Annotated in this window: 23 protein-coding genes and 1 pseudogene; 14 read left to right on the forward strand and 10 right to left on the reverse strand. The window is 67.7% G+C overall.

The genetic code is table 11. The features are described 5' to 3' along the window. Positions 1-327 precede the first annotated feature (327 nt). Positions 328-3,603, forward strand: a complete 3,276-nt coding sequence (locus B0I31_RS41000) for a hypothetical protein (RefSeq protein WP_181320714.1) — start codon at positions 328-330, stop codon at positions 3,601-3,603. 2 nt (positions 3,604-3,605) lie between these two features. Further along, positions 3,606-5,246, forward strand: a complete 1,641-nt coding sequence (locus B0I31_RS35890) for a phosphoribosyltransferase-like protein (RefSeq protein WP_181320715.1) — start codon at positions 3,606-3,608, stop codon at positions 5,244-5,246. Positions 5,247-5,297: 51 nt separating this feature from the next. On the opposite strand, the gene B0I31_RS35895 is transcribed toward B0I31_RS35890, so the two are convergent. Next, positions 5,298-5,582: an integrase core domain-containing protein gene (locus B0I31_RS35895; protein WP_219910966.1), complete on the reverse strand. Its 285-nt coding sequence runs from the start codon at positions 5,580-5,582 to the stop codon at positions 5,298-5,300. A 920-nt stretch (positions 5,583-6,502) separates the two neighbouring features. On the opposite strand from B0I31_RS35895, the pseudogene B0I31_RS42320 reads away from it, so the two are divergent. After that, positions 6,503-7,271, forward strand: a pseudogene (locus B0I31_RS42320) (hypothetical protein); the annotation flags it as partial. 83 nt (positions 7,272-7,354) lie between these two features. On the opposite strand, the gene B0I31_RS35910 reads toward B0I31_RS42320, so the two are convergent. The 4 genes from B0I31_RS35910 to B0I31_RS43195 form a co-directional block, all read right to left on the reverse strand. Next, positions 7,355-9,295 (reverse strand): AAA family ATPase, encoded by a 1,941-nt coding sequence (locus B0I31_RS35910; RefSeq protein WP_106619852.1) that lies wholly within the window; start codon positions 9,293-9,295, stop codon positions 7,355-7,357. Beyond that, positions 9,292-9,861: a hypothetical protein gene (locus tag B0I31_RS35915; RefSeq protein ID WP_219910967.1), complete on the reverse strand. Its 570-nt coding sequence runs from the start codon at positions 9,859-9,861 to the stop codon at positions 9,292-9,294. Before B0I31_RS35915 ends, B0I31_RS35910 begins: the two co-directional genes overlap by 4 nt. Continuing rightward, the gene (locus B0I31_RS35920) at positions 9,858-11,246 is read right to left on the reverse strand and encodes a hypothetical protein (protein WP_146174084.1); all 1,389 of its coding nucleotides are present in this window, start codon (positions 11,244-11,246) and stop codon (positions 9,858-9,860) included. The genes B0I31_RS35915 and B0I31_RS35920 overlap by 4 nt, the downstream gene beginning before the upstream one ends. A 374-nt stretch (positions 11,247-11,620) precedes the next feature. Continuing rightward, positions 11,621-12,043 (reverse strand): ATP-binding protein, encoded by a 423-nt coding sequence (locus tag B0I31_RS43195; RefSeq protein ID WP_106619854.1) that lies wholly within the window; start codon positions 12,041-12,043, stop codon positions 11,621-11,623. 368 nt (positions 12,044-12,411) lie between these two features. Between B0I31_RS43195 and B0I31_RS43200 the strand changes: the two genes are divergently transcribed. Both B0I31_RS43200 and B0I31_RS43205 read left to right on the forward strand, forming a co-directional pair. Continuing rightward, positions 12,412-12,942: a sigma factor gene (locus tag B0I31_RS43200; protein ID WP_425444468.1), complete on the forward strand. Its 531-nt coding sequence runs from the start codon at positions 12,412-12,414 to the stop codon at positions 12,940-12,942. After that, positions 12,869-13,057, forward strand: coding sequence for a sigma factor-like helix-turn-helix DNA-binding protein (locus B0I31_RS43205; RefSeq protein ID WP_425444465.1), 189 nt, complete (start codon positions 12,869-12,871; stop codon positions 13,055-13,057). Before B0I31_RS43200 ends, B0I31_RS43205 begins: the two co-directional genes overlap by 74 nt. 263 nt (positions 13,058-13,320) lie before the next feature. Here the strand turns inward: B0I31_RS43205 and B0I31_RS35940 are convergent, their stop codons facing one another. Next, positions 13,321-14,028 (reverse strand): DUF998 domain-containing protein, encoded by a 708-nt coding sequence (locus tag B0I31_RS35940; protein WP_106619857.1) that lies wholly within the window; start codon positions 14,026-14,028, stop codon positions 13,321-13,323. A 559-nt stretch (positions 14,029-14,587) separates the two neighbouring features. Here B0I31_RS35940 and B0I31_RS35945 point away from each other — a divergent pair. The 3 genes from B0I31_RS35945 (at position 14,588) to B0I31_RS40200 (ending at position 16,310) form a co-directional block, all read left to right on the forward strand. Beyond that, positions 14,588-14,941, forward strand: coding sequence for a hypothetical protein (locus B0I31_RS35945; RefSeq protein ID WP_146174085.1), 354 nt, complete (start codon positions 14,588-14,590; stop codon positions 14,939-14,941). A gap of 61 nt (positions 14,942-15,002) precedes the next feature. Continuing rightward, positions 15,003-15,746 carry a hypothetical protein gene (locus B0I31_RS35950; RefSeq protein ID WP_106619859.1) on the forward strand — a complete coding sequence of 248 codons (744 nt, stop codon included), beginning with the start codon at positions 15,003-15,005 and terminating at the stop codon, positions 15,744-15,746. Between the two features lie 18 nt (positions 15,747-15,764). Beyond that, positions 15,765-16,310, forward strand: a complete 546-nt coding sequence (locus B0I31_RS40200) for a hypothetical protein (RefSeq protein WP_146174086.1) — start codon at positions 15,765-15,767, stop codon at positions 16,308-16,310. A gap of 4 nt (positions 16,311-16,314) precedes the next feature. Here B0I31_RS40200 and B0I31_RS41005 read toward each other — a convergent pair whose 3' ends face one another. Genes B0I31_RS41005 through B0I31_RS35970 form a run of 3 tightly spaced genes read right to left on the reverse strand, consistent with a single transcriptional unit; the run spans position 16,315 to position 18,490 of the window. Then, on the reverse strand, positions 16,315-17,562 hold the full coding sequence (locus B0I31_RS41005; RefSeq protein WP_181320717.1) for a hypothetical protein: 1,248 nt from the start codon (positions 17,560-17,562) through the stop codon (positions 16,315-16,317). 35 nt (positions 17,563-17,597) lie between these two features. After that, on the reverse strand, positions 17,598-17,999 hold the full coding sequence (locus B0I31_RS35965) for a cupredoxin domain-containing protein (protein ID WP_106619861.1): 402 nt from the start codon (positions 17,997-17,999) through the stop codon (positions 17,598-17,600). 26 nt (positions 18,000-18,025) lie between these two features. Continuing rightward, positions 18,026-18,490, reverse strand: a complete 465-nt coding sequence (locus B0I31_RS35970; RefSeq protein ID WP_219910968.1) for a hypothetical protein — start codon at positions 18,488-18,490, stop codon at positions 18,026-18,028. A gap of 797 nt (positions 18,491-19,287) precedes the next feature. Here B0I31_RS35970 and B0I31_RS35975 point away from each other — a divergent pair. The 6 genes from B0I31_RS35975 (at position 19,288) to B0I31_RS36000 (ending at position 25,314) form a co-directional block, all read left to right on the forward strand. Next, entirely contained in the window at positions 19,288-20,841 is a 1,554-nt protein-coding gene (locus tag B0I31_RS35975; RefSeq protein ID WP_245950684.1) for a DUF4331 domain-containing protein, read from the forward strand. Positions 20,842-20,908: 67 nt separating this feature from the next. Beyond that, positions 20,909-22,207, forward strand: coding sequence for a tetratricopeptide repeat protein (locus B0I31_RS35980; RefSeq protein ID WP_106619863.1), 1,299 nt, complete (start codon positions 20,909-20,911; stop codon positions 22,205-22,207). Then, positions 22,204-23,556 carry a nickel/cobalt transporter gene (locus B0I31_RS35985; RefSeq protein WP_181320722.1) on the forward strand — a complete coding sequence of 451 codons (1,353 nt, stop codon included), beginning with the start codon at positions 22,204-22,206 and terminating at the stop codon, positions 23,554-23,556. The genes B0I31_RS35980 and B0I31_RS35985 overlap by 4 nt, the downstream gene beginning before the upstream one ends. An 11-nt stretch (positions 23,557-23,567) precedes the next feature. Further along, complete coding sequence (locus B0I31_RS35990) at positions 23,568-23,885, forward strand: hypothetical protein (protein ID WP_106619886.1); 318 nt, start codon at positions 23,568-23,570, stop codon at positions 23,883-23,885. A 38-nt stretch (positions 23,886-23,923) separates the two neighbouring features. Further along, positions 23,924-24,472: a sigma-70 family RNA polymerase sigma factor gene (locus tag B0I31_RS35995; protein ID WP_181320718.1), complete on the forward strand. Its 549-nt coding sequence runs from the start codon at positions 23,924-23,926 to the stop codon at positions 24,470-24,472. 521 nt (positions 24,473-24,993) lie between these two features. Further along, complete coding sequence (locus tag B0I31_RS36000) at positions 24,994-25,314, forward strand: ATP-binding protein (RefSeq protein WP_106619865.1); 321 nt, start codon at positions 24,994-24,996, stop codon at positions 25,312-25,314. Between the two features lie 248 nt (positions 25,315-25,562). On the opposite strand, the gene B0I31_RS42995 is transcribed toward B0I31_RS36000, so the two are convergent. After that, positions 25,563-26,342, reverse strand: a complete 780-nt coding sequence (locus B0I31_RS42995; RefSeq protein WP_425444466.1) for an ATP-binding protein — start codon at positions 26,340-26,342, stop codon at positions 25,563-25,565. Between the last annotated feature and the right edge of the window lie 90 nt (positions 26,343-26,432).

Here is a 26,432-nt window from a genome sequence, read left to right on the forward strand (position 1 = left end):
CTGGCAGGGACCGCTTGATGAGACGCCGCAGTGACCTGGGGTCGACGGTACGTCCCCACAGCATCGAGGGGTGGCCATGCCGGTACCGGCATGGCCACCCCGTCGACAGTGAGGCCCGGATCTTGCGTGGGCTGTTTCCACGATGCACGGTGGCGCGCGTGGCCACCGCCTGTGCAGTCGGGCCTACGCGAACCGGATTCCTGGCGCTTCCGGTGGGCGTCCATTGAGCCGGATTTCGGGTGCTGTCAATGCCGGAGTATTCGGGCGAGTGGTGTTAAGCTGTCGGGATTCGCCCCGTCTGACTCACGAAAGCGTGTGACGAGCAGAGTGCCTGAATCCCTGCCCCCGTCTGTGGTGATGCGCCTTCGCGACCGGCGTGCGCTTCTGTGGACGTGCCAGGTTCGCGATCTCCGCCCCGGCGAGGACCCGCACGACTACTCCGTTGCGGAAGCTGCGGCGGCCGTGCGGTATCGCCTGCAGCCGGATCCGCGCGACCTGCTCGTCGCGTCCAGCTACTGGGAGGCGGTGTGGCTGGAGGGCGCGGCGAGCCCTCTGTTGCCGGCGCTCAAGGACGCGGCACAGGCCGTCGAGCCCGAGGTCCGGCAGATCGTGGTGCTCGCGGCCGACGATGACGCCTCGGCGGACTTGTCCTCACGCGAGTTCCTGCCTGTGTGTGTCCTGCCCGGCGTGCTCGATCCGGAAGCGCCTGCCGCCGTCCGTTACGGTGCGGTTCGCGGGCGGGTCCGGGAGCGGACGGCGTGGAGGCTGGCCGAGAGACTGTCCCGGTATCGGGAACGGGTGTTGATCGTGCTCGGTGCCCGGACGAATGACGATCTGAGTGTGCTATCCGAGGTTCTCGAGGACTGTCCGATCGTCGACCTGGAAGTTCTTCTCGTCTGGCCACCGAATGCGCCGGAGCCCGGCCTGCACTCGAGCCCGTCGACCGTTGTTCGCGTCTGGCGCGGCACCGAGGAAGATCTCTTCACGGTCATGGCCGAGGCCGGTGCCCCGCACGCTACCGACGTTTCTCGGTACACCGTGCGCATCGGCAGCCGCGAGTTGGCGTTGGGTGCTCGCGACGTCGATCGGATCCTCACCCGGTTCTCGCTCCTCACCGAGGAGCAGATCGCTCCGCCGACCACGTTCACCATGCAGAACCTGCTCGCCTTTCTGGACGGCAGTCTGCAGGACTGGTCGGCGTACGGCATCGGCCTGCCGGTTGAGCGCGACTACCGGACGCAGGACAAGCCTCTGCACGAGGACGTGATCACGACGCTCCGGCAACTGCAGGAAGGCTCGGAAACCGCAACGACCTTCATCATGCGGCTTCCCGCCGAGCCTGGTGCGGGAGCGACCACACTGCTGCGGGCAGCGGCGTACGAGGCCGCCAAGAATGGGTTTCCCGCTCTAGTCCTGCGTCCCGAACAGATCACCGTCGATCAGGATGAACTGCTGGCCTTCGCCACCACACTCTCGGAAGGAGCGCTCGCCCTCGGTCTCGAACAGGCCCCACCGCTGCTTATCGTCATCGACGTCGACCACACCCAGCGTGGCATCACGGCCCGCGGTATCGCGAGCGTGCTCGCCCGGCACGGGCGGTCGGCTGTCGTACTCGCCGCGCAGGAACCGGATGGCGACGTCGAGCGCCGGACGCGACGAAACGCGGTGCTCCCGGTCCTGCGGACGAACCTGGGGGAGCAGGAAGTCGAGCGGTGCCAGCGCTCCTTGTCCGGGATCGTGGAGCGGTGGGATCTTCCGGTGGTCGCCCAATCCTTGCACCAATGGCAGCGGTACGACCACGCGACCCGGTGGCCATCGGGCGGCGACGGCCCTGCGACGTCGCTGTTCTGGGTCGCGCTGCGGTTCTTCTTCACCGAGGGCATGGCGGAGTCCGATGCCGAGCAGGCGCAGAGCTTCCTGGCCCGATGGATCACGCAACGCAGCGAGGGGATCGACGACCCTGCGGTGCGCGACATCTTGATGTTTGTGGCCGTGCTGTCCTCGTTTCGACTTCCGAGTCCACTGTGGACGGTGATCCGTCCCGCGCTGGGCGGCACCTACCCCTCCGAGCTCTCTGCGGCCATCCGGCAGCTCGACGGCATCGTGATCTGGAGTGGGTCGGCCAAGGGGCTCGACGAGGAAGTCGTCCGGTTCCTCCACCCGGCGCTCGCCTCGGCCTACCTGGAGCACTATGCGGGCGCTCGCTCGGCCGAGGCGCGGATCCACCGGCTCGAGCCTGTTCTCGGAGCGCTGTCGCCGGGGAGCGTCGCGGACATCTGGATGGCCGAATCGCTGGCGAAGGACGTCCTGGCGCCGAGATTCGAGGATCGCGTTCAGGACTGGGAGTGGCGGCTGCGGACCTTTGAGCTCATCCCGCCCGTGATCCGAGACCAGAGCAAGACCATCCTGCACCACTGGGCGCGGTCGCTGTACAAGTCGGCTGACCACAGCACACCGCGCCTCGCCATCGACGAGCGCCTCGTGCGCTACGCCAGTGCCGTGGAGAAGCTGGAAAGGGCCACCGGCCTGCCTCGCCGCTCCGGGCGCAACGAGCTTCCCAGCCACCTCTACAACACGCTCGGCACGGCGTACTGGCGGCTCTCGCTCGCTTTGCAGGAGGCCGACCGCGCGGCTGAAGGCGCAACGGCATGGGAAGGTGCCTGCACCGCGTTCGAGAAGGCGATCGAGTTCTCCGGGGGCACGAACATGGACGCCCTCTTCGCCTTCAGTCTCCGGCTGCTCGACCACGCGAAGACGGCCAGCGCTGACGAGCAGATGGTCAAGGCCTCCGACATCACGCAGGCACTGGAGTTGCTCGACGAGGCCGACGACGTCGCAGCGAACCACCTGATGCCCGACCCGGTCTGGACCGAGCATATCGCGACGTATCGCGCCGAGGCGTTCTCGCTGCTCGACAGGGAGCTCGGCGATGCCTACCTGAACGAGTTGATCAACTCGGCTGAGGCCGAACTCGGGTATTACTGCAAGGCCCGGCTCTGCTGGCTGCGCAACAAGAACATGAACGGCGTTGCCGACGCGCTCGCGATCCTCGACGAGGCGGAGAGCGCCGGGGTGCAACCGCAGACCCGCTCGGTGCGGCTGCGTATCTCCCTGCTCGAACGCCAGCCCGTCCAGCACCACGACTTCGACGAACTCAAGGAGCTGTATCGGCGGTTGAACGCGGAGAGCTCCGAGACACCCCGCCCACTCGACCTCTTCCGCTACGCCGTGCTTTGCTACCAGACCGGAGACTACCGCGAAGGGGCCGAGCGCTTCCGGCAACTGCGCACGCAGGTCCGCGATGATGACCTCCCCGCCGTCCGCATGAACGACTTCTGGCGGAAGCCAGCCAACCCGGAACAGGCCCAGCTCACCCAGATCCGGGTGGACCGCTGGATCACCGAGTGGCGTGCACAGGGCTACCTGACCGACCTGCACCAGACCGTGCCGCTCCGACCGCGCCACTTCTCACCGCCACCAGAACGCGGTCAGATTGTTGCCTGCGCGATCCGGTTCGAGTTGAACGGCCCTTTGGCCGTACCTCCCCGTTTCATCACGTCCCATACAGGCGATCGGCGGCAGGCACCGCCGACGGCCAAGTAGCGGTGGAACCGAAGGTGTTGAGCGGCTCGCAGCGCGACCTGCTGGAACTGCTTCACAACGCCGCTGTCGGCGCGAACAGGTACCAGACCGTGCTGCTCACCGGTCCGGCTGGAGCAGGTAAGCGGACGCTGGCCCACAGCCTGGCATGCAACCTGGGTCTGGACTTCACGCCAATCATGGCTGGCGACTCTGTCGAGTCCTTGTCCGAGATGCTCTTCGGCACAGTGGCCGACGCGGAGCGGGCAAGCGGCGGCGGAGTCGCGCCCGGGCTGCTCGGGCAGGAGAGCGCGACCGTGCTCTTCCTGTCAGGCCTACAGGATCTTCCGCGCGACTTCGCGCAGAAGATGCGAACGGTTGTCTCGGAACGGCGCTACACCGACGCGCTCGGAGCGAGACAACACGTCGCAGAGGACATCATGATCATCGGTTCCCGGCGCATCGTCGCCAGTTCCGAGATTCCGCTGGACCACTGGCTGTGGACGGCCTTCGCACGACGCATCGACGTCCCGGTCCCGTCCGCGCCATCCTGCCTCATGACCATCGCCGGCAGCATGCTGACGTCGTTGGTCGGGCGATCCACCCTCTCCGACGATGGCGACCTGCCAGAGGTGTTGAGCTCGGTGGCCGGCGCAGGCGACCACCTGCACCTGCTGCGCCGGCTGCTCGGGGTCGCCTGCAGCTACGACCCGAACCGGCCGGTCGGGCCAGCGTCCATTCTCGCAGCGGTCCCCGGGGACACACGATGGCTGCTGAACCAGGTGCACTTTCGCGGGCAGGAACTCTCCGAGGAGCGGCTGAAGTCCTGGCTGGACCAGTTCCCGAGTGCTCTCCAACCTCTCGCGTCGCAGCTCTTCCGGTCGGTTGCGGAGCGGTACTTTATCGGATTGCAGGAGTACCACCGAGCGCTCGCCACGCTCATCGACACATCCGGGATCCCTGAGTTCGGCCGAGTGTCGTTCTGCGAGTGGCAGGGGCAAGGCAAAAGTGGCCCTAGAGTTGCGCACGACCTCAAAAACCAGGGAAACTGGCTCTGTCCCGAAGACCTGGACCTGCGGGCTACGGACGAGGTGTGGCCGACCTTCAACGGCAAACCTCCGGAGTGGTTCGTCATCACCGACGACATCGTCGGATCAGGCGGGTCGTTGCGCGCTTGCACCAAGGAAGAAGACGCGCCCGTGAAGCGGCTGCTCCGGCGGTTTCCGGACGCGAAGCTAAGAATTCTGGTCGTCGTCGGCTTCGACGCCGCACTGCAGGACGTCCTCACCGATCTTTCAGCTTTCCGAGATCGAGTTGACATCGCTGCGTACCGTCGACTCGGCGACCGCGACCGCTGCTTCACCGAAACCAGTGAGATCATTACCGACCCGCGGCTGCGGGATGAGCTTCAAGCCTTCTGCCTGCATGGCGGCCGGCTGAATATCAACAAGAAAATCCGCCTGGGCTACCAGGAGTTGGCGGCCTTAGTCGTATTCCACAACACCGTGCCCAACATCAGCCTGCCGCTGCTCTGGTACGACAGCAACTCCTGGCAGTCCCTCTTCCCAGCATCCGGTTTGCGAACGGATCCGCCACACGTCTCCGCTCCAGCAGCGAAAACTGGAGGAGTGAAGCGCTCCGGCATTGATGGAGACTCGATTAGCTGATCGCTCCAGCCTGTCGGGTGCCAAAAGTCGGCCACGTGGTCTGACCTGCGATTAAGCGGCTGTAGGTTCGGACTCGTTGATCAGGCCGCCGAGAACCGGCTGGCGGCGTATCGAGGTACAGCCCGGCTGTGCGATCGGTCGGTCTGGTCGAGGTGGCGCGAGTTGCAGTGCTCTGTGGGGTCGTCGGTCGTTGTAGTGGGCCGCGTAACGGTCCAGCACGGTCCGGAGGTGGTGTTCGTTGATGATGAGCAGTCGGTCGATGACTTCGCGTCTGACGGTGGCGACGAACCGTTCGGCGTAGCAGTTGGCTCGTGGACACCGTGGTGGGATCTTCACGACCTGGATGCCGGCGTCGAAGAGGACGGCGTCGAATGAGGTGGTGAACTTGTGGGGTGCCAGAAGTCGGCCACATTGTCTGACCTGCGGTTAGGCTGCTCTGGGTTCGTACTCGTTGATCAGGCCGCCGAGGACTGGTCGGCGGCGTATCGAGGTGCGGCCCAGCTCTGTGCTCGGCCGGTCCGATCGTGGTGGTGTGAGTTGCAGTGCCCGGTGGGGTCGGCGGTGGTTGTAGTGGGCCGCGTAGCGGCCCAGCACGACCCTGTGCCGCTCGAGAAGTCATCGCCGCTGGTCAGGCGGCATGTCCGTACTCGCCGTGGTGGCGACGGCATGGCGCTGCGGCGGCGCACTACGGCACACCGGTACGTGCGGCTGCGACGTCGAGCAACCCTGGTGACGCCCCGTGGACGACGTCCGCGCCACGGCCGGGCGCAAGGGGTACGGCATGTCGAGTGGCTGCGCAGGTTCGAATGCCCGGCAGGGCACACAGCAGATGGGAACAGCTCCGACCAACGGTTCTTTGCGGGGACGTCTGGTCGTTGAGCATCGGTTGTCGCTCGATCGGAGCAGCCGCCCCGTCTCGGCTCAGTTTGTTGTTGACGACGAGTCGCCAGGTGGTCGCACGTGATCAGGCGATTACCTTCACCTCGAGTCGTGCGCGGACGGCGCACGCCATGCAGCACGTTCCCCGCTAGTAGTTTAGTAGTTCAACTCGAACTTGTCGTGGTGCACGGCGTGCCCGGCCGGACCTGCCGCTGTGCAGGCGGCCCGCCGGATGCGTCACCACCGCGGCGGGGCCTTGACCCCCACCCTGTAAGGAGGGCGAAGACCCGATTAACGACGCTACAGATAATACACCTTCAGCCGCATTTGGCTGCTCCGCCGAGCACCAGGCGCCGCAAGTCGCGGCCGAGACCGCGATGGTCGTTCGGGCCGTGACTCCAATCATGGGGATCGTCGTCGGGCTGACATTACTCTTCCGCTTCGGCAACGTCCTCAATCCCGTTCTTCGGCTTGGTGTACCCCTGGGTTGCACCACTTGTTGCGCCCGCAGTCGATCTTTCAATCCTCGGACTACTGATCGGCACACGGCACTTGGCGCTCGCCGGCGTGTCATCGGAGCTGTTAAGGCCGGCACGGCGGCTGCTGGTCTTCGCGAGCCTGGTCACCCTTGCGCTGAATGTGGCAGATCCCCTCGTCGCGGGCGAATACGGTAAGGCGGGGTTCGACGCGGTCGGGCGGCTGTTGTTGATCGGCTGGTCGGAAGGCGCCGGTCTGCTGCAAGCAATCAGCATGACTACGAGTTCGTCGAGTGTCGTCGGTCATGGTGATCGGTTGGGCGAACCGGTTATTCGGCCGGCGATGACGGGAGAGGAGTGGCGGGTCTTCGGTACATAGAGGAGGGCGACACGCAGGCGGCAGGCCCACGGGCCGATGGTAGGCGCTCCTTGGAGATGCTCTTGGCGCAGGCACGTCGGGAGGATCTGGCTCATCGTGCAGCTCATCAGAAACCGATTTCGGCAGACACGCTGCGTGTCCGACTCGGGATCGGTGCTACTCGGGCACGGCGCCTTGTGAAGATCATCCGATTGGAGTTGCAGCCGGGAGTGCTCAACCTCCGGGCGGCAACACTCGGCACGCAGCACCGGCAAGACTCCCGTGACGGCTTCACGAAACTCCATGACCTGGTGAGCAGTTCTCGCTGGCGACATAGTTTTGGTCATGCTCGTGCAATGGAGCCGTCCTAGGTGGAGGCTTCGGTCAGTCGTGGGTTAATCGGTTGTCTCGTTGCTCGTGGTCTCGTGGATGGGAGTGACGTTGGCTGGCCCTGGGTGGTCGACGGTGGAGACGGTTGGGTGTCGGTAGTCGAAGTCGACCTGGGCGTAGTGGCCGCGATAGGTGTCTGGCAGTTCGTTGTCGGCGATGATGATCTGCAGGCGGCCAGCCAGTACGCCGACCTGGGTGGTGAGCCTTCGGTACATCGCTGCGGTGAGGTTGGTGGCCGTGTTCAGCGCGAGTCGGGGGCTGTCGATCAGCAGGAACGCGGGGTAGGTCGTCTCGGGATGGCGCATGGCGACCGCTAGCAGAGAACACCAGTAGGCGACCTGCGTCGCGGTGGTGACTCCGCCGGAGAGTTGGTTGTCCTTGGAGAAGATTTTCCCGTTAAGGACAGGGAGGTACTTCTCGCTGTCCACGGACGCTGTGGTGATGCTCGGGATGCCGATCGCACGGACCGTCGCGTCGAACTCTTCGCTGATCTCTTCGATGATCTCAGCGTGGCGTAGTTCCAGTGCGCGTCGGGCATGGTCGATCCGGCTACGGACGTTCTCGCGGTCGGTGCGCAGCTGATCCGTGGCGGCTTGTAGATCGGCGACTGCGTCCCACTGACGCAGGATCGCCTCCCAATGTTGCTGCTCGGCCTTGGCCTTGGCGACCTGTTGGGAGGCATCGCTGAAGGCTTGCAGGCGGGGGGTGACTCGTTGCTCGGTGCGGCTGTCCAGCATCGTGGTGAGGTGGGCGATGAGCTGCTGCCGATCGGCGACTGCCCGGCTGACGGCTTCCCGCTGGTTCACCAGGGCGTCGAGTTGCCTGTCCATCTCGAGGAGTTGCTCGGTGAGCTGGCGGACCTCGTATTGGTCGTGCCCTTGGTCCGGAACTGCCGAATCGTCCTGGAGGCACAGCCGGCAGGCGTTCGCGGGCACGGACCTGGTTCGGAGCGACTGCATGCAGCGAGGGCAGACGGTGAACTCGATGTCGGCGAGACGTTGACCCGCTTCGCGCATGCGGTCAAGTCGATCGAGGTCGGCCTGTACGCGGCGACGTTCAGCGGTGTACTGGGCATGACCGCGGGTCAGGTCGGTCTCGGCGGCACGTGTGTCGGCGAGACCACGTTCGGCCTCGGTGAGCAGGTCCCGCAGCGTCTGGGTCTCCCTGTCGGTGACCGGGTCGATGGACTCCCGTAGCCGGACGAGGCTGCTCTCGGCCTCCTGCTGCGCCGTCTGAGCGCGTTCGAATGCCAGTTCTGCTTCTTCACGGCCGCTGGTGCCGCTGTCGCGCAGGAACTGCACGACGGTGTCGTGTTGGGTCTCTGCAATGTCGATCTCGCCCTTGAGCCTGCTGAACGCCGAGCGCAGCGCGAGGATTTCGCGGTCGGTCAGGCCGAACAACAACTCGAAGACCGCTTTGCGTTTGGGCTCCCGGTAGCTCTCCTGGCTATGGGCGATGTCGCGGTTGATCTCGCCTTGCGGGATGTACAGGTAGGTCAGGATGTCCGCGAAGGTGATGCGGGCGCCTTCGCGTGTGCTGTTACCGCCCGCGGCAGCACGCATGTCGTCCGGCAGGCCCAGACACCGCATCAGCAGCGTGTTCAAGGCGGGTTGCCGCTTGTCGCCGATGTGATGGTCCTGCAGCCGTTCCCTGGTGATCAGGTCCGTGACCCGGACTATGGCGCGCTTGGCCTTGTCCAGGCTGCGGGTCAAGCGAAGGCGCTCATCGCCGATCCGTACCTCCAGGGTCACGGACTCGACGTGTTCCACGGCCACGGGTGCCAGGATCGCGTTGGCGCCGAACCCGAACTTGATCAGCTCGAGCAGCGTGGTCTTGCCGACGCCGGTCGGTCCCGCCAGTACCGTGAGGTCCGAGGTGAACCTGTACTCGACAGACCCTTCGGTGGTGTCCAGGCCGAGGGCGTCGATGCGGAAGCGGACGGTCACCGGATCACCTGCCGGTGGGGGCGGTCCATCAGGTCGGCCAATCGTCGGTAGATGAGGTCCTTCAACGCGTTGCCTGTCATGTTTGCCGAGGCTTCGGCGATGGCCTGGCTGCGGTCGGCGACTTCTGCCCACTGGTCGCCGGCAGCCAGTTGAGAGGCCAAGCGCCGCCCGGCGGCGGTCGGAGCGACGGCGACGCTACCTTTGCGGGCGGCCGTGTAGCGCAGTAGTCCGCGGCCGATCAGTGCGCCGAGAACGGCGTAGTACCGGTCGTCCCAGGGCCCGTACTTGTAACGGGTCATGGGTGCCTCGACGTTGGTGGGTCGGGTGAGGTCTTCGATGTCCAGGTGCAGTCGTGGATCAAGGGCGTCGAGGCGGTCGAGCACGTCGGGCGCTAGTGCGGGATATCGGAGTAGGAAGTCGAGCTTGGCCAACTTGGTCAGGCCGTCGAGTTTCGCGGCATGCCCCTTGCTTGCGGATACCGCGGTGACCAGCAGCAGCACGCGCGCTTGGTGGTAGGCGAGGTCTTCGCGCAACAGCGCTCGCTCGGCTGCGTCGAGGTCGATCACGACCCAGCCTCCTGTGCCATTCGGATGTCCTCGATAACGGCATCGACGTCGAACCGCGGTCCGAACCACACCTTGCACTGGCCTGCCAGGTCGCAGACGCCACCCAAGGCCACGTCGGCTTCCATCCCGGCCGGCATCGAATCCTGTTCGACCGCGTCGACCTCGGTCTGCAGTCGCCGCCATAGCAGGGCGCCATCAGGTTGGACTGACTCGGTGGCGTGATCACTGATGCGTTGCAGGAGGCGTTCGAACCGCTTGCGCTCCACCCTGGCGGTGGCTTCACCGCTCTCGCGTTCGCTCCAGTAGTCCTGGTAGTCGAGCCGCAGGCTGAGCGCTCGCTCCACGGCGTTGTCCGAGCAGCCGCCGACGTTCATCTTGACTGCGAGTCGCGATGTCAGTGGCATCCGGGGTACAGGCTTGAACCCGCCGGGAACGGCCAGTGCGGTGGCGATCGCGGTGCCGATGTCGCCCATCGTGACCGTGCGTGCCGCCAACGTCCGCCGTGTCTCGGGTGGGATCGCGGACGTGTCCGATCCGCGCCGCAGCACCAGCGGAAGGCCGCCGTAGGGCAGGCGACCGCGAGCCTTCATCCTGACGCGGAAGACGGTCAACACCGCCTCCCATACGGCTGCCGCCGGACCGTTCGCCACACCCATGCGTTCCAGTACCGGATCGATGTACATGGAGGGGGCGGCGAAGCCGACGTGATCCCGCTGAACCTGTTTGTCCGTGATGGTCAACGCCGCCAGGAACCGTGCCACCTCGGCGTCGCGGTCCCGCTCCGCAAGAGCAGGTACCGAGTCGGTTCCCTCCCAGCGCGTTCTGGTGTCGTCGGAGTAGCCGGCGATGGCGTTGCGCAGATCGGTGACGATGTCCGCGTGCTCGGAGTTCACGGTCACCGTGCCGGTTGCCGATCGCATCGATCGGAAGTGTTCCGCTGCGGCGAGCACATGCTGCGGAGGGCCGTTGCCCACACCGCCGGAGGTCACCAATCGGCACAACGGTGTTTCGTTCATCGCGGCCCAGCGGTTGAACAGGTGCGCCAAGCCGCCGTCGCCGGCGAGCTTGTTGACCGTGGTGTAGGCGCCCGCGGACGGATCACGGTGCTTGCCGGACACCAGCTCGACATCCTCACCTGAGTAGAGAACCCAATCTTCCTGCCATTCGCACACAATCTTGTCCTGGCACTCCGGGCGGAGACGACCGTCGTCGCCCAAAGCGTCGTAGAACATCGCCAGACCGTCCGCGGTCGCCATCGCCGCCTGCCAGTCGTAACGGTCCGCGGTGTTGGCACCCGAGTCGTCCAACTGCGGGACCGACTCCACCAGCTCGGCGGCGGTTGTTCCCGCCGCGGTCGGCTGGACGACAGAGGGTTCCGGTGACACCCGGCGACTATATGGGCCGATCGCCACCCGCAGGACCGACGTAGTCGACCGTCACCCGAATGTCGGACTAGCACTCTGGCTATAGCCGAGCTGGCCTCAACAACCGCTGACCGCGCTAGGTCGTCACAGTGTTGCTGGTGCGCGAGGGTGAGGCAGAACGCAGCAGCTGACCCGGAGCAATGTGACGTTCGAGTTCGCCGGCAGTGCGGCGCGGGCCAGATAGCTTTTCAGGGCTCCAGCGACGTCACTATCTTCGCCGTTCGCACATGGAGACACCCCTAGTTCAGCCGAGCAAGGTGCTTGATCGAGTCTGACGTGAGCTCTGCGTAGGTCAGCACCCGATCACCGGTGCACGGCGGCGGGAGCGTCGCGCGTCACCTCGCCCACCGCACGAACAACTTCTGAAGACAGACGTCCCGTGAACAGCCATTTGTCGAGCACTTGTGCCGGGTCGTCGACGGGTGTCCGTCAACTTGGACCCAGGCATGTGCGCCGAGTCGCGTGACCATGACGGACCGACGACGTGGCCAGCCGATGTGGTGGATCTCGCCGATGGTCAGGCACACGGTGAAGCCGTGGTTGTCGCGGTGGTAGGCGACGTGGTGGCACAGCTGGTGCGCGAGCCACAGTGCGAATCCTCCGGTGGACCGGTTGGGCGCGGGTAGGAGTCCGGCGAAGGGGCCTTCGGGTCCGGTGCCGGTGTCGTGGACTGTGACGACGAGGCGTGTGGTGTCCGACCAGATCCGGACGCGGACCGATTGACGTCCGATACGGCTCGGCGCACGGCTGATGGGGATGGATCGGTGAGGTCGGCCATGGGTGCGGTGCGCTGGATGGGGTCAGGTGTCGGCCGTCGGCAGGTCGCACCACTGAGTCACCGGTCCGCGGACATAATCGTCGCGAACACCGCCCGGTCGTCCACCGTTGCCGTACCGCCGGCTTGTGGACGTGGAGCGAACTTTCGGGGTCGACGGCTGCTCCGGTTGCGGTGAGCGGAGGCCGGTGCGACCGTGGGAGTGTTCGCGATGGCGCTCCGTGAGGTGGCGTCCCTTGCGGCGGTTGTGCCGCCCCTGCCCCCGGTGGCCTGTGTGCGCCAGGTCTATCGGGGAGTATTGCGATGAACGCCGTGACAGTCTGGTTATCGACGATGTCCCGACGGCTGCTCATGAGCGACGGGGTAGCCGGTTCGGAAGTGCGGGTGCCGTCTGCGCGGGATGCCGCTCGGCGGGACGACGCTGCCTGCCGCTCGCCCGACGGCCACCTCGCCGCCGCCGGAAGAGGTGACGTAGGCGCTTTCGGGCTGTTCTACGACCACGTGGGCGGGCTGGTATTCGGCCTGGTCCGTGCGGTCGTGCGTGACCCCGCCACGGCCGAGGTTCTCGTGCACGACATCTTCCTGGAGTCGTGGCGTACCGCTGGACGCTTCTCTCCGGCTCACGACGACGCTGTCCGCTGGGTGACGACCCTCGCGCACCGACGTGCGGTCGGGTTCGTTCGCTCGACCCGCTCCGATACCGGTCATGGTGCTCCCGATGCGGACATCTGCCTACTGCCCTCTCCAGTCGGACTGGCCGACACACCGTCGATGAGTGAGGAGCGTTCCTCGTCGCCGAGGTCTGGCAGTGTTGACAGAGTCGCAGCGCGAGGCGGTGCTGCTGGTCTATTTCGGGGGAAGGACGTACCGCGAGGTCGGTGAAGCGCTCAACAGCACTGCGGCTGCGGTCAGCGCTGACATCCGCGATGGCATGACCCAGCTGCGGAGCACCGGTGGTGTCACGGGCGCCAGGTCCTGCCTACCGCCCGCGCGCTGATCGGACGATCGGTAGAACAAAGGTTCGTCGGAAATGCGGCCACCGGGCCGGAGGTCTTTCCGGGTTCAATGCTTCGGCCTGCACGATCCGCACAGCTCGCCGGGCGTCGACTTGTCGTAGTTTGACGATGCCGGGAGTCCGATGCGCTTGGAAGGTTCTGCCGACTCCCGCTCGTGCTCCTCGTCGTGTTGTGCCTCGCCGCTCGTCATCGTCACCGTTTCCCGGTGTGCCGCATTCGCCGACGGCGTCGGCGACCTGACCGCCTAACGCACCGGAGCAGGCGCCGCGCCAGGCCGGGAGCACTTGGTGGTGAAGACGGCCGTCGCGGCGACGAGCTGCCAGGCCGTGATCGCGTAGACGGAGCCGCGTTCCCACGTGCCGTCCTCGAACAGCAGGGACGTCCCGAGGGCGGTGTTGAGGCCGAGGGCCAGCAGCGAGGCGGTGCCGATGCCTCCCAACGTGAAACCGGCGATCCGCGCGAAGCGGGCTGCGGCGTGGTGGCGGAGCAGGAGAGCCGCGGCGACGGTGGCGAAGTTGCCGCCGAGTATCGCCATCACCGCACCGATGGGATGGAGGGAGTCAGTACCGCCATCTACCGCTTGCCGGCCGCTGTGGAAGGTGGCGACCAGAACGTTGCCGGCCGCGTGCACGACCGCCAGCGTCAGGAAAGCCGACCGTCCTCGACCGGCGGGCAGAGCCCGGACCACGAACACCGCGCCCAGCAGGTAGAACAGCCCTTGGTGCAGGAAACCGAGGTTCATGACCTCCGCCAACGGCGAGTCGACCGATCGCCCGTCCAGGGGGTTTTCCCGCACGGCGCCGAGATCGCTGATGTAGTCGCGCGCGTAGCTGTAGTTCGGGAAAGCGGACGCCGCCACGGCCTCCGAGAGCAGGTACCAGGTACTTCCCAACGCCCACAGCACCGCTGCGGTGATCAACGGTTCCCGTCCGAGCCCGCCCGGTCGCGTCATCCTCGCTCCTCAACCGCACCGGTCACCCGGTCGGTGTCCTTGAGGAGAGTGTGCCCGGTCCGTGGCCGTGAGGCCCGGCGGTGAAGCCGGTGGCCGTTGCCACCTGTTCGAGGCAGTGGTCTTGGCGCTTCGTCACAGTGAGTGCGCAGCGATCATCGCAATCCTCGGTTTACGGTAAACCGGAAGTTCATGTTTATTCGCCGCACTATCTGAGCTGTGGAAACAAAAACTTCCACTTTCGAGTGAGTCAACACGATCGGGGCTCCGAATAACTGGCAGAGGGGAAGTTATTGCATGCAAACAGTTTGTCCAAGCGTTCCCGGCGCGCTGTCCGTCGTCCTGCGTCGTTCGCTGCTGCGGGTGGGCTTCCTGCTCGGCTGCGGAGTAGTGGCGTTGGTATCGGCGGATTCGGCGCACGCCGCCGAGCAACACTCTCCTTCACGGTCGTCGGAAGCCCGAAGCGCGTCGGATCCGGGCGGCGGATTGCTCGGTGGGCTCCTGAAGCCGGTGCGATGGATCCGACGTCTGCACGACCGTCCCGGCGGAAACGTGGCCGACGATGGCACCGTTGACGGCGGGTGCTCCCGCTGCGGTGGACGTCATCGGTCCACTGTGGACGACGGTGGGTTCGTCGACGCCCGAGATCAGGACGTCCGGCGCCGCGGCGGAATCGCGGTCGTACGGGCGTCCTGGTCACGATCCGGTGCCGCTGGGTCCGGGCCTGGCGGTTCTGGCCGGCGCGACCGGTACGGCGTCCTCCGGCGGCAACGCCGGTGGTTCACCCGGTCAGGCGGATCTGCCAGGGTACCAGGGTCAGGGTGTCGGCCACCGTGACGGTGTCGACGTGGTGCCGGTGGAGCGGTGGCTGGTGCGGCCGTGGTGCTACGTGTTCGGACGACATCACCCGAGCTGAGTTCTTCCCTTCGTGAGCTGGCCACTGCACGAACCAAGGCTTCGAGGGAAGAAGGAACTCGATGCACAAGTACGTTCAACGCGGTCTGCTGGCCGCGGTGATCTCCGGCGGGTTCGTCCTGCTGGGGCAGTCGGTCGCGAGCGCCGACACGGTCGACCGGGGTCCGCTGGGCCTGGGTGGGCTCGTCGGGTCGGTCACCAACACCGTCACCTCCACGGTGGGCGGCGGCGAATCCGGTGACGGCGGCAACGCCACTAGCCACAACAGCGCGCGCTCGGGCAACTCCGGGAACTCGGGCGACTCCGGGTCCACAGGCGGGAACTCCGCCTACGGGCTGTGCGTGCTGGCCGAGTGCACCACGCACGTCGGCTCGAGTGACTCCGACAACACCGGGTCGACCGGCAGCACGGGCGACGCCTCCAACACCAGCCACACCACCGGGGGCGACTCCGGTGCGGCCGGGGACGGCGGCGACGCCACGGCGTCGGCGGGCAACACCGGGGGCCACCACGGCTCCGGTGACGCCTCCTCGGCTGCGAAGGCCGGTTCCGGCGGAACCTCGGGCGTCGGTGGCGACGCCGGCAGCTCGAACATCGCAGTGAGCGGCAACTCGGGCAACTCCGGCTCGACGGGCGGCAACTCTGCCTACGGCGTCTGCCTGCTGGCCGAGTGCACCACGCACGTCAGCTCGGGCGACTCGGGGAACACCGGGTCGACCGGCGACACGGGCGATGCTTCCAACACCAGCCACACTTCCGGGGGCGACTCCGGTGCGGCCGGTGACGGCGGTGACGCGACGGCGTAGACCGAGGGCTCACGGAGCTTGTGGCACCACCGGAATGACTCCGGTGACAGCGGCGCCAAGGCGACCGGCGGCAACGACGGCGACTCGGGCGTCGGTGGCAAGGCCACCAGCTCGAACAAGGCCTTGACCGGCGACTCGGGGAACTCGGGCGACAGCGGCTCGACCGGCGGCAACACCGCCGTGACCTACATCGATGGTGGCAAGGACCATTGGAACCACTGGAACCAGCGCAACCGGGGTTGGGGCCACGGCAAGGACTGCGGCTGGAACCACCACTGGGGCCACCACGGCTGGGCTCGGCACGGCGAGTCGACGACCATCGTCGGCTCGGGCGACTCCGGTGACACCGGCATGAGTGGCATCACCAGCGACGCCTCCAACACCAGTTCTATGTCGAGGCAAAACGCGGTGAAGGTGAACACCGCAGTCCACACCGGACAACGTCGTCGTGCGGCAGGTCGGTCGCCTACGGCGTGGCGATGCGATCTCTTGTTGTGTTCCGACGTGTCCGGTGGCCGGGAATGGGGCGTTCCCGGCCACCGGATCAGCGGAGATGCCGCTTGAGCACTCAGCTGAGCTTCTTGTTCTCCGCGATGCCGCCGGCCAGGGTGGCCGCGGTCATCGGCATGTGGTGGGACGCCTCGGCGAGCTTCGTGAAGACCTGTCCGTCGCCTGCGACGAGTGAGTCGATGGTGGCGAAGACGGAGTCCAGGTGGGGTGTGAGTTCGTCGGCGACGGCGTTGGCGGGGAGTTCGGGCACCACAGAGTTGATCAGCTGCCCGAAGGAGGTGCGGTAACCGTCGAGGTCGGTCTTGGCCTTGTCGACCTTGGCTTGGTCGTTGGTGGCCTTGCCGAGGGTGTAGTCGACGAAGAAGCCGATGTGCTGGCGCCACGACTCCAGGAACGGTGTCTCCGCGTCGGGATAGGCGGACCCGATCGCCTTCGACAACGCCACCGAGTTGGTGTCCGCTGCCTCGACGGCCGCCTTGACGCTGGGCTCGGTCAGGTCGCCGCCCTTGGCGACGGCTTGCGCGAGCGCGATGCCCGCGAGGTCGACGTGCGAGACCAGCAGGTAGGTCAGCCCGGACCGCAGTTCGGCTGCCGGGGCGTCCACAGCGCCTTCCAGGCCCTTGTTCTTGGCGATGCCGCCGGCGAGTGTCTTGGCCGTCGTCGGCATGTGGTCGGCGGCGGCGACGAGTTTCGTGAAGACCTGTCCGTCGCCTGCGACGAGTGAGTCGATGGTGGCGAATACGGAGTCGACGTGGGGTGTGAGTTCGTCGGCGACGGCGTTGGCGGGGAGTTCGGGTACGACGGAGTTGATGAGTTGTCCGAAGGAGGTGCGGTAGCCGTCGAGGTCGGTCTTGGCCTTGTCGACCTTGGCTTGGTCGTTGGTGGCCTTGCCGAGGGTGTAGTCGACGAAGAAGCCGATGTGCTGGCGCCAGGACTCCAGGAAGGGCGCTTCCGCATCCGGGTAGGCCGACCCGATCGCCTTCGACAACGCCACCGAGTTCGCGTCGAGGCTGGTCACCGCGGCTTTCACGGTGGGGTCCTCCAGGTTGCCGCCCTTGTCGACCGCGGTCTTCAAAGCGATGCCGGCGGTGTAGACGTGCTCGGTGAGCAGGTGCGTCAGGTCGGCGCGCAGTTGCGCGGCCGGTGTGGTGACCGCGGCTTGGCCCGTGGCGCCCGCGGGCGCCGAGGAGGTCGGCGGCGCGGGTGCGGACGGCGGTTGGGCCGCCCGCTCGCCGCTGGAGCACGCGGTCGCGGTCAGCAGCGCTGCCGCCGACAGGCTGAGCACCGCGGAGATGCGGAGGTTCATGGCATACCTTCCCGAGGGGGAGAGCGGGGCGCGCCTCAAGGCGTCACTTCGACCTCGCCGTTCATTCCTTTGTGGATGGAGCAGTAGTAGGTGTAGGTGCCTGGCTGGTCGAAGGTGAACGAGACGTCCTCGCCCTTGGCCAACTTCATGTCGAGCTCGCCGTCGGGCTGTTCGCCGCTGCGCAGCCCGTCACCGCCGACGGTGAACGTCCCGGTCGTCACGGTGTGCCCGATCGAGTCGCTCACCCTCCAGATGACCGTCGTCCCCGCCTTCACCGTGATCTTCTCCGGCTCGAACGAGAGCAGCTTGGTCACCACCTCGGCGGACGCCCCGCCCGGTGGAGGTGTCGCGGCCGGTGGCGCAGGCTCGCCGGACGATCCACAGGCGACCGCGACGAACGCCACTGCCGCCGACAGGACGATGCTGACTGGACGCATTGCCGTTCCTTTCGGTCGGAGCGGGTTCACCGCGGTGGCCGGGATCGGTGGCCGCCGCGGTGGAGCGGCTCGCGGGCGTGCGAGGCACGAACGGCCCCGGCAGCCAGCACAGCCGCGGCCAGCGCCGCGACCGCCTGCGCGACGGCGCTGAAGGCCTTCTCCGAGTACCAAACCGGTTCGTACATGTTCGGCAGCGGACCCAACGGGCCCACGTCCACCCACCGGTACAGCAGCACCGCCGCCAGTCCACCGGCAGCGACTGCGAACGCGGCGAGGTACACCGGCAGCCGTCCCACGACGAGGACCAGCAACGCCACCACAGCGGCGGCCACCGCCTCGATCCGGAACAACATGCCCTGCGTGATCGAGCCGCCGATCGCGTCGTACGCGGAAGCCAGGTCGAAGTGCACGTAGGCGTCGACGGCGAGGCCCGCTGCGACCAGAAGGCGAAGCCCCGCGTTGATCGGGCCGCCGGAATGCGAACGTCCCACCGTTCTCACCTCTCACGTGTAGAACGAGGCTTCGGGTGAAGCCGTGAGGTGGTCTCACAGGACATTCGTCGGCATGGCCCACGCGGCTTGGGACCGTGATGATGCTGCAACAGGATCAACCGGCTGAAGCCCTGTGTTCACCGGGCCGATGGGAGCCCGGTCAACGCGTTGTCGGGGCGGCGGGGGCCAGGCCGTCTCCGAGCGCACCGGAGGGGTTGCCGCCGATCGGCCGTCGTGACGACCGAGGGGAGCGCCGCGCCACTTGCTGTGGTGTCCATCCTGGCGTCCCCGTGGTGGACCGCGCCGCGCCCGAGGGGTTGTGACCACCCCGCACGGCTGCTGCTCCGGTGTGGTGGACGGGTCGCGAAGGTTCCCGTCCTTCTTCCACGTGGGCCAATTGTATGCCGCCATACGGTCGATCGCCGGCAGGGTAGGCGGTTCTGGTGATCAACCCGCCGCCGCGGGCCACGCCACCGAAGCGCTCGGCCTCAGGTGTGACCGTTCGACGATTCAGGGTCACGATCGGGTGAACCGGACGCGAATAGGCATCGCGTTCGGGACTCGCCGAACAATTGCGACTCGCCGAGCGGCTGTACGACCGAGACCAGCAGGTCGACCGGCCTGCGGTCTTGTCGCCAATGGCAGGCAATTGCATGAACGGGTGAATTGGTGAACTCCTGCGGCCTCCGCTCCGAATCACCTTTGCCGGCACTTTCTTGGCAGGACCTGCGGCGTGCAGGCGTCGTTTTGAAGGGATGGACATGTCAGCACCCCCACTCACACGTCGTAGGCGACGCGTGGCGGTATCCCTCATCGCGGTCGGGAGCACGCTGCTCGCGGCGGGTCTGCTCGGCGGGTCCGGATCGGCCGGCGCGTCCAGCCACCGGGAGGCACCGTTGATCGCCGACGACCCGGCCGTGGACAACACCGACCTCTACGCGTTCGTCAGCCCCGACCGGTCCGACACGGTCACGCTGGTCGCGAACTGGTCGCCGTTCCAGGAACCGCACGGCGGGCCGAACTTCTACCCGTGGGCCACCGACGCCCGCTATGACATCAACATCGACAACGACGGCGACGGGTGCGCCGACCTGACCTACCGGTGGACGTTCCGCACCGAGGACCGCAGGGGGAACTCGACGTTCCTGTACAACAACGGCCAGGTCACGTCGTTGGACGACGAGAACCTGCTGTTCCGGCAGACCTACACGCTGGAAGTGATCGACAAGTACGGGAAGGGCAAGAAGCTCATCCAGTCGGGCCCGGTCGCTCCCTCCAACGTGGGACCGGCCTCGATGCCCGACTACGGTGCGCTGCGGTCGCAGGCGACCGTCGACGTGCCGGGCGGTGGCAAGAGCTACGTCGGCCAGGCCGACGACCCGTTCTTCCTGGACCTGCGGGTGTTCGACCTGCTCTACGGCGGTGACCTGTCGGAGGTCGGGCAGGACACGCTGGCCGGCTACAACGTCAACACGATCGCCCTGCAGGTGCCCAAGTCGCAGTTGGCGCTCAAGGGCGACACCGACCGCAACCCGGTGATCGGCGTGTGGAGCGACACCGAACGGCGGACCCTGCAGCTCATGCCCGGCCAGGAACGGCCGGTGGGCCCGTACGTCCAGGTGTCCCGGCTGGGCAACCCGCTGGTGAACGAGGTCGTGGTGCCGGCCGGGCTGAAGGACCGGTTCAACGCCATCACCCCCGACCAGGACGCGAACATCCCCGAACTGGTGCAGCGGGTCACCGACCCCGAGGTGCCGAAGCTCGTCGAGGCGATCTACGGCATCCCCGCGCCGGCGACACCACGCAACGACCTGGTGGAGATCTTCCTGACCGGGATCACCACCAAGGCGGGCGGACCGATCCAGGCCGACCTCAACTCGCAGCTGAACAACGCGGACGTGAACCCCGACCGGTTCCGGCCCTCCGAGCAACTGCGGCTCAACATGTCGGTGCCCGTCGCCGCGCAGGCCAACCGGCTCGGTGTGCTGGGCGGTGACCTCCAGGGCTTCCCCAACGGCCGCCGGCTCACCGACGACGTGCTCGACATCGGAGTGCAGGCGTTGGAAGGCGCCGCGGTCAGCGGCATCGTGCCCGCGCTCGCGGCGGGTGACAAGGCGGACGCCAACGACCGCGCGTTCGACGCCACGTTCCCCTACCTGGCTTTGCCGCACAACACCGCGGTGAACACCTCGTCCGGTGCGGCCGTGCCGCCCGCCGGTGGTGGTGGCGGTGGTGGCGGCCTGCCGCCCGGTCTGCTGCTCAACTCGCTCCTGGCTGCGCTGTTGATCGGCTCGGGCGCCTGGCTGCTGCGCGGCCGTTCCCAGTTGATCCCGGCCCGCGCGGTCGCTTAGCACGGTCGCCGTGGGGCGGGCCCGACGCCGGGCCCGCCCCACGGCCGCCGCGGAGGTCCCCACCAGCATGACTCGTCGCCGCATCGTCGCAGTCCTGGCCATCGTGGCCGGTGCCGCGCTGCTCGTGTCGACCGCTTCGGCGTTGACCCGTCGAGGCGGTGAGCACGGGACGCCGGGGCCCGGCGCCGCGCTCGCGCACAGCGGTGTGCAGCGCACCATCGCCGCCGCCCAGGAGAAGCTCCGCCGATCACCGCGGGACGCGGCCACCTGGGCGTTGCTCGGCAGCAGCTACGTGGAACAGGCCCGCGTCACCGGTGATCCCTCGTACTACGCCAAGGCGCAGGGCGCGCTGACCACATCGCTGGAGCACCAACCGGTCGACAACGGGCCGGCGTTGCTGGGTCTGGGCGCGTTGGCCAACGCCCGGCACGACTTCAGCGCCGCCCGCGACTTCGCCGAACGCGCGCGTTCCGTGCTGCCGGACACCGCGGAGGTCTACGGAGTCCTGGCGGACGCCCTGACCCAACTGGGTGCCGCGGCCGAGGCGACGGCGGCCGTGCAGCGGATGCTGGACCTCGAACCGGGCGTGGCGTCGTTCACCAGGGCGGCCTACGACCTGGAGCAGCGGGGTGACGTCGACGCCGCCACGCACGCCCTCGAACGCGCGCTGGAGTCGGCGTCCACCCCGGCGGACACGGTCTTCTGCCGCTACCACCTCGGTGAACTCGCCTGGGACAACGGCGATCCGGACCTCGCCGCCGAACACTACGAACGAGGGCTGTCGATCGACCCGCAGGACGTGACCCTCCTGCGAGGCAAGGCCAAGGTGGCCGCCGCCCGGGGCCGCGTGGACGAGGCGCTGGCCGAGTACGCCGACATCGTGCGGCGCGTGCCGGCACCGCACCACCTGCACGAGTACGCGACCTTGCTGCGAGCGCACGGCCGGCACGAGGAAGCCGCGGCCCAGACCACGATCTTGAGCGGGCAGTTCGAGCTGCTGCGCGCGGCCGGCGGGGCCGACGACCTCGCGGAATCGGTCGTCGCGGCCGACCAGGGCCGCGCGGCCCAGGCACTGCGCCTGGCCGAGGCCGAGTGGGGCCGCAGGCAGCACGCGCTCGTGGCCGACGCGCTGGCCTGGGCGCTGCACCTCAACGGACGGCACGCCGAAGCGCTCGCCCTCGCCGAGCGGGCGACCGCGTCGGGATGGCGGCACGCCGGGTTCGCCTTCCACCGCGGGATGATCCTCGCCTCGCTCGGCCGCACCGCCGAAGCCGCCGCGGCGTTGGACGAGGCACTGCGGATCAACCCGCACTTCTCCTTCACCGACGCGGCGAAGGCGCGGGACGCCCTGGCAGGTCTGCGGTGAAAGCACTCGCGGTGCTGGTGTTCGGGTTCGCGTTCCTGGGCCTGCCGGTGCAAGCGGTGGCGCACCCGCTGGGCAACTTCACGGTGAACCACTACCACGGCATCACCGTGCGCCCGGACCGCGTCGAGGTGCGCGCCGTGGTGGACATCGCGGAGATCCCGACGCTGCAGGAACGTCCAACCGAACAGGCCGGGTACGCGGAGCGCAAGTGCGCCGAGCGGAGCCGTGCGACCGCGGTCGAGGTCGACGGGCACGCGCTGGCGGTGCGACTGACCTCCAGCGCGGTCGAGTTCCCTCCCGGCGAGGCGGGTCTGCCCACCACCCGGTTGACCTGCATGCTCAGCGCCGCGGCAGCGCTGGACCGACCGGCGACGGTCACCGTTCGCGACTCGCTCGACGAAGGACGCCTCGGATGGCGGGAGATGACCGCCGCCGGCGACGGCGTCGCGCTGCTCGACCCGCCCGTGTCCGGCAAGAGCACGACCGACGAGCTGAGGGCCTACCCGGAGGACCTGCTCGCCGACCCGCTGGACGTCCGTTCGGTGACGCTGCGGGTCGAACCCGGCACGTTCACCGGATCCGATCCGGTCACCCTCCCAGGCGGGTCCTCCCTGCTGGCCGCGGCCACGGAGGAGTTCACCGGCTTCGCGGGCAGCCGCGACCTGACTCCGCTGGTCGGCGCGCTGGCGGTGCTCCTGGCACTCGTGCTCGGGGCTTCCCACGCGGCGCTGCCCGGCCACGGCAAGACGATCATCGCCGCGTACCTGGCCGGACGCGACGGAACCACGCGCGACGCGATCGTCGTGGGGGCGACCGTCACGCTCACGCACACCGCGGGCGTGCTCGTGCTGGGGCTGGTGATCAGCGCGTCCAGCGCCTTGGCGGGGGAGTCCTTGCTGCGCTGGCTGGGCGTCACCAGCGGGCTGCTCGTCGCCGCGATCGGGGCGTGGCTGCTGCGTTCGGCCGTGCGGCAGAGGGAACCGGTCTTGGTTGGTCACGGTCACGGCCACGGCCACGGCCATGGGCATGGGCACAGGCACCACGCTGGACGCGCCGGGCTGGTCGGCATGGGCGTGGCCGGCGGTCTGGTGCCGAGTCCGTCGGCGCTCGTGGTGCTGCTGGGCGCCGTAGCGCTGGGGCGGACCTGGTTCGGGGTGCTGCTGGTGCTGGGGTACGGCCTCGGGATGGCGGCCACGCTCACCGCCGTCGGCCTGCTCATGGTGCGGCTGCGGGACCGCCTCGCCGCAGTGGAGCGCTTCCGCGACCGGTTCACCGCGCTGCCCGCCATCACGGCCTCACTGGTACTCGTCGTCGGCCTGGGTCTCGCCGTCCGGGCCGCTCTCGGATAGGGGTGCACCGGATGCGTCGACTCGCCGTGCTCTTGGCCGCGGTCCTGATCGGGTGTTCCAGCGAGCGGGAGCCCGGCCCCGTGTTCGACAATGAGGGCGCGGTTGACCTGACGTGCCTCGCGCACCAGGCGGACACGCCAGGCGCCCGCTACACCGACGAGGACCTCCGACGCACCGACGAGGTGATGCCGCTCCTTCGCTACTACACGGCGAACGGCCGCAAACCGTTCTGCGACGGCAAATCACCGACCGAGAGCGACCGGGCATGGGCGGAGTTGTACGTCCGACTTGGAGCCGATCGACAGAACGTGGCGAACATCCTGGGTTGACACCGAGCCGGACCGAAGTGGCTCTCGAAGACCCTTGTGTGGACCACGGTTCTGCGGAGGATCTGCTCACCCGCGCCATCGCCGGAGATCACGACGCCTTCACCCTGTTGTACCGGCAGTACGCCACGTCGGTGCGGGGCATGGCGTTCACCGTGGTCGGCGATCGCGCCCAAGCCGAAGAGGTTGCCCAGGACGTGTTCCTGGAACTGCTGTGCGCCCCGTCGAAGTACGACGCCGCGCGAGGCAGCGCTCGGAGCTGGCTGATGATGCTGGCCCGCCGTCGTGCGATTGATCGCGCCCGCGCGACGTGGTCGGTCAGGGCGCGCGACACGATCACCGCCGCCAGGGAAAGCGCGTTGACCGCGCCCGACCCGTCCGAAGAGGTCGAGCTGATCATGACCGTCACGCGTGTGCTCGACGCGATGCGGCGACTTCGGCCCGAGCACAGCGAAGTACTCCTGCTGACCTACCTCGGCGACATGTCACAGCGGGACGTGGCCGCACACCTGCGTGTGCCGCTGGGAACGGTGAAGTCCCGCCTGTACCTGGCACTCGCCGCGCTGCGCCGCCTGCTAGCCGACGGGTGAGGATCGCGTGATTCGGGTCAGTGTGGGACGTGGGACGCACCGCAGTGCGATTCGGCTCTGACCGTCTTGCCTGGGCGCAGGGTCATGCCCGGTTGCGGCCGGTTCGTCGGTGATGGCCAGACCTCGGCCACGGTTGCGCCAAGGTCCGGAGCGGCGGACCGCCCGGTCGTCCGGTGAGCCGTCGTCCACCTCGATGCGGACGACGCGCCGTTGCGCCGAGCGCCGGAGCCGCACGATACGAAGGCCGTCTCCGTGGTCGTAGGCGCTGCTGACCGGTTCGTTGGCCACAGGCACGCAGTCGTCGATCTCGTCCTCGGACAGATCGGCCGGTGCCCTGGCCGCCCGACGTCGAACGGTCACCGACGGCGCGATGTTCTCAGTTCGTCACAGTGGGTATAAGATGCTGTATCTGTGCCTTGTGAGGCCACAGGCATTGAGGGCGTGCAGTGAATACTGTCGATCTTCCGCGAACGAGCACCGATCTTGATCTTCCCGTCAGCCGCCCACCCACCGCGGCCCTGATGGGACTGGTCGCCGGCATGGTGGCCGGGATCGACGACGATCGGCTCGTGGACGTTCAGGTCGTCGCCGCGCAGTTGGTCGGCAATGCCTACCGGCATGCCGGAGCACCGCGGCGGTTGCGGGTGTACCGGTTGCCCGACGGTGATCTGGTGCGGATCGAGGTGGGCGACGGCAGCCCGAGCCTGCTGCCGATCCTGGGCAGGTTGGCCACACCCGAACGCGGTCGCGGTCTGCTCATGGTCAACCGGCTGTCGGTCAACTGGGGACATCGGCGTGACGCCGACCGGAAAGCCGTCTGGGCCGAGGTCCGACTGACCTGAATCCTTCACCTGAACACTGCGGCCGGAGACGACCGGTAGACGTGATCAGCGGTGGCGGCATGGGGGCTTCCTGCAGGACCCCTCGGGTTCCGGCTGCTTCTTGGTCGGTGCTTCGTGCCAAGGGCCCGGACCGCTTGAAGCGCCCCTACCGCCATGCGATCGCTCGTCGCGGCACTACGCCAGTTACCCCGGTTGTGCGGACGTATACCGCAGTGGTGGGGCTTTGTGCGGTGGCCGTTCCCTGTCGGTTATCGGTCTGCGCGCAGGAACGCGGTCACGGTGGTGCCGCGGGTGGTGGTGTTGATGCGCACGAGGTCGGCGAGTTGGTTGACCAGCAGGAGGCCGCGGCCGCCGCGCTGTCCCGGTTCGGGTGGGCGGCGGCCGGCCAGTGGGTCGGTCAGGCGTCCGTCGTCCTCGACCGAGCAGATCAGGTGTTCCCCGTCGCGCCAGATCCGCAGTCGACATCCGGCGCCGGTGTGCCGGAGGCTGTTGGTCACCAGCTCGGTGGCGATGAGTTCGAGGTCGGCTGTCCGCTCGGCGTTCAGCAGCGATCGGCGTGCTCGTTCGGTGACGAGCCGACGGACGTCGCGGATGTCCGCGGTGGTCCCGATGACGAGGTCGGCGGCGTCCGGGGCGGTCCGCAGTGGTCGGTTGTAGCGATCGACCACCGCGTGGGGGTCGTAGTGGTCGCTGTCGCGATGTCCGGCCGCCTCCCACACCGTCGGGTGTGTCGCCAGGGCGTCGGTCAGTGCGCGGTCGTCTAGGGCGCGGGTGTCGTAGGGACAGACGATGGTGACGAGCTGATCGCCACCGAACTGGTCACCAACGGCCTCCGGCACACCGATGCCGGTTGCCTGTTGCGGATCTGGCGCGACAACGACCACGTGATCTGCGCGGTGGAGGACAGCGGACACCTGGCAGACCCCCTCGCCGGGCGCCGCCCGCCCGCGCCGGGGCAAGAGGGCGGTCGTGGGCTGCTCCTGGTCAATTAGCTCGCCGATCTGGTCCGCACGCACACCAGCGCTCACGGCACCACCGTGTACGCCTTCCTGAACCTGATCGCCGCAGGTCACGATACCGATGACGGCTCAGGGCGGGCTTGAGACGCGGGCCGGTGG

Origin of the sequence: Saccharothrix carnea (assembly GCF_003014735.1) — a bacterium.
Classification (GTDB): domain Bacteria; phylum Actinomycetota; class Actinomycetes; order Mycobacteriales; family Pseudonocardiaceae; genus Actinosynnema; species Actinosynnema carneum.

What these genes read in the sequence shown, in the direction of transcription:
- B0I31_RS41005 (WP_181320717.1), bottom strand. Translation starts at nt 17,562, where the DNA reads ATGAACCTCCGCATCTCCGCGGTGCTCAGCCTGTCGGCGGCAGCGCTG.
- B0I31_RS35990 (WP_106619886.1), top strand. Translation starts at nt 23,568, where the DNA reads ATGCGTCGACTCGCCGTGCTCTTGGCCGCGGTCCTGATCGGGTGTTCC.
- B0I31_RS35965 (WP_106619861.1), bottom strand. Translation starts at nt 17,999, where the DNA reads ATGCGTCCAGTCAGCATCGTCCTGTCGGCGGCAGTGGCGTTCGTCGCG.
- B0I31_RS43200 (WP_425444468.1), top strand. Translation starts at nt 12,412, where the DNA reads ATGAGCGACGGGGTAGCCGGTTCGGAAGTGCGGGTGCCGTCTGCGCGG.
- B0I31_RS35980 (WP_106619863.1), top strand. Translation starts at nt 20,909, where the DNA reads ATGACTCGTCGCCGCATCGTCGCAGTCCTGGCCATCGTGGCCGGTGCC.
- B0I31_RS35940 (WP_106619857.1), bottom strand. Translation starts at nt 14,028, where the DNA reads ATGACGCGACCGGGCGGGCTCGGACGGGAACCGTTGATCACCGCAGCG.
- B0I31_RS35945 (WP_146174085.1), top strand. Translation starts at nt 14,588, where the DNA reads ATGGCACCGTTGACGGCGGGTGCTCCCGCTGCGGTGGACGTCATCGGT.
- B0I31_RS36000 (WP_106619865.1), top strand. Translation starts at nt 24,994, where the DNA reads ATGGGACTGGTCGCCGGCATGGTGGCCGGGATCGACGACGATCGGCTC.
- B0I31_RS35950 (WP_106619859.1), top strand. Translation starts at nt 15,003, where the DNA reads ATGCACAAGTACGTTCAACGCGGTCTGCTGGCCGCGGTGATCTCCGGC.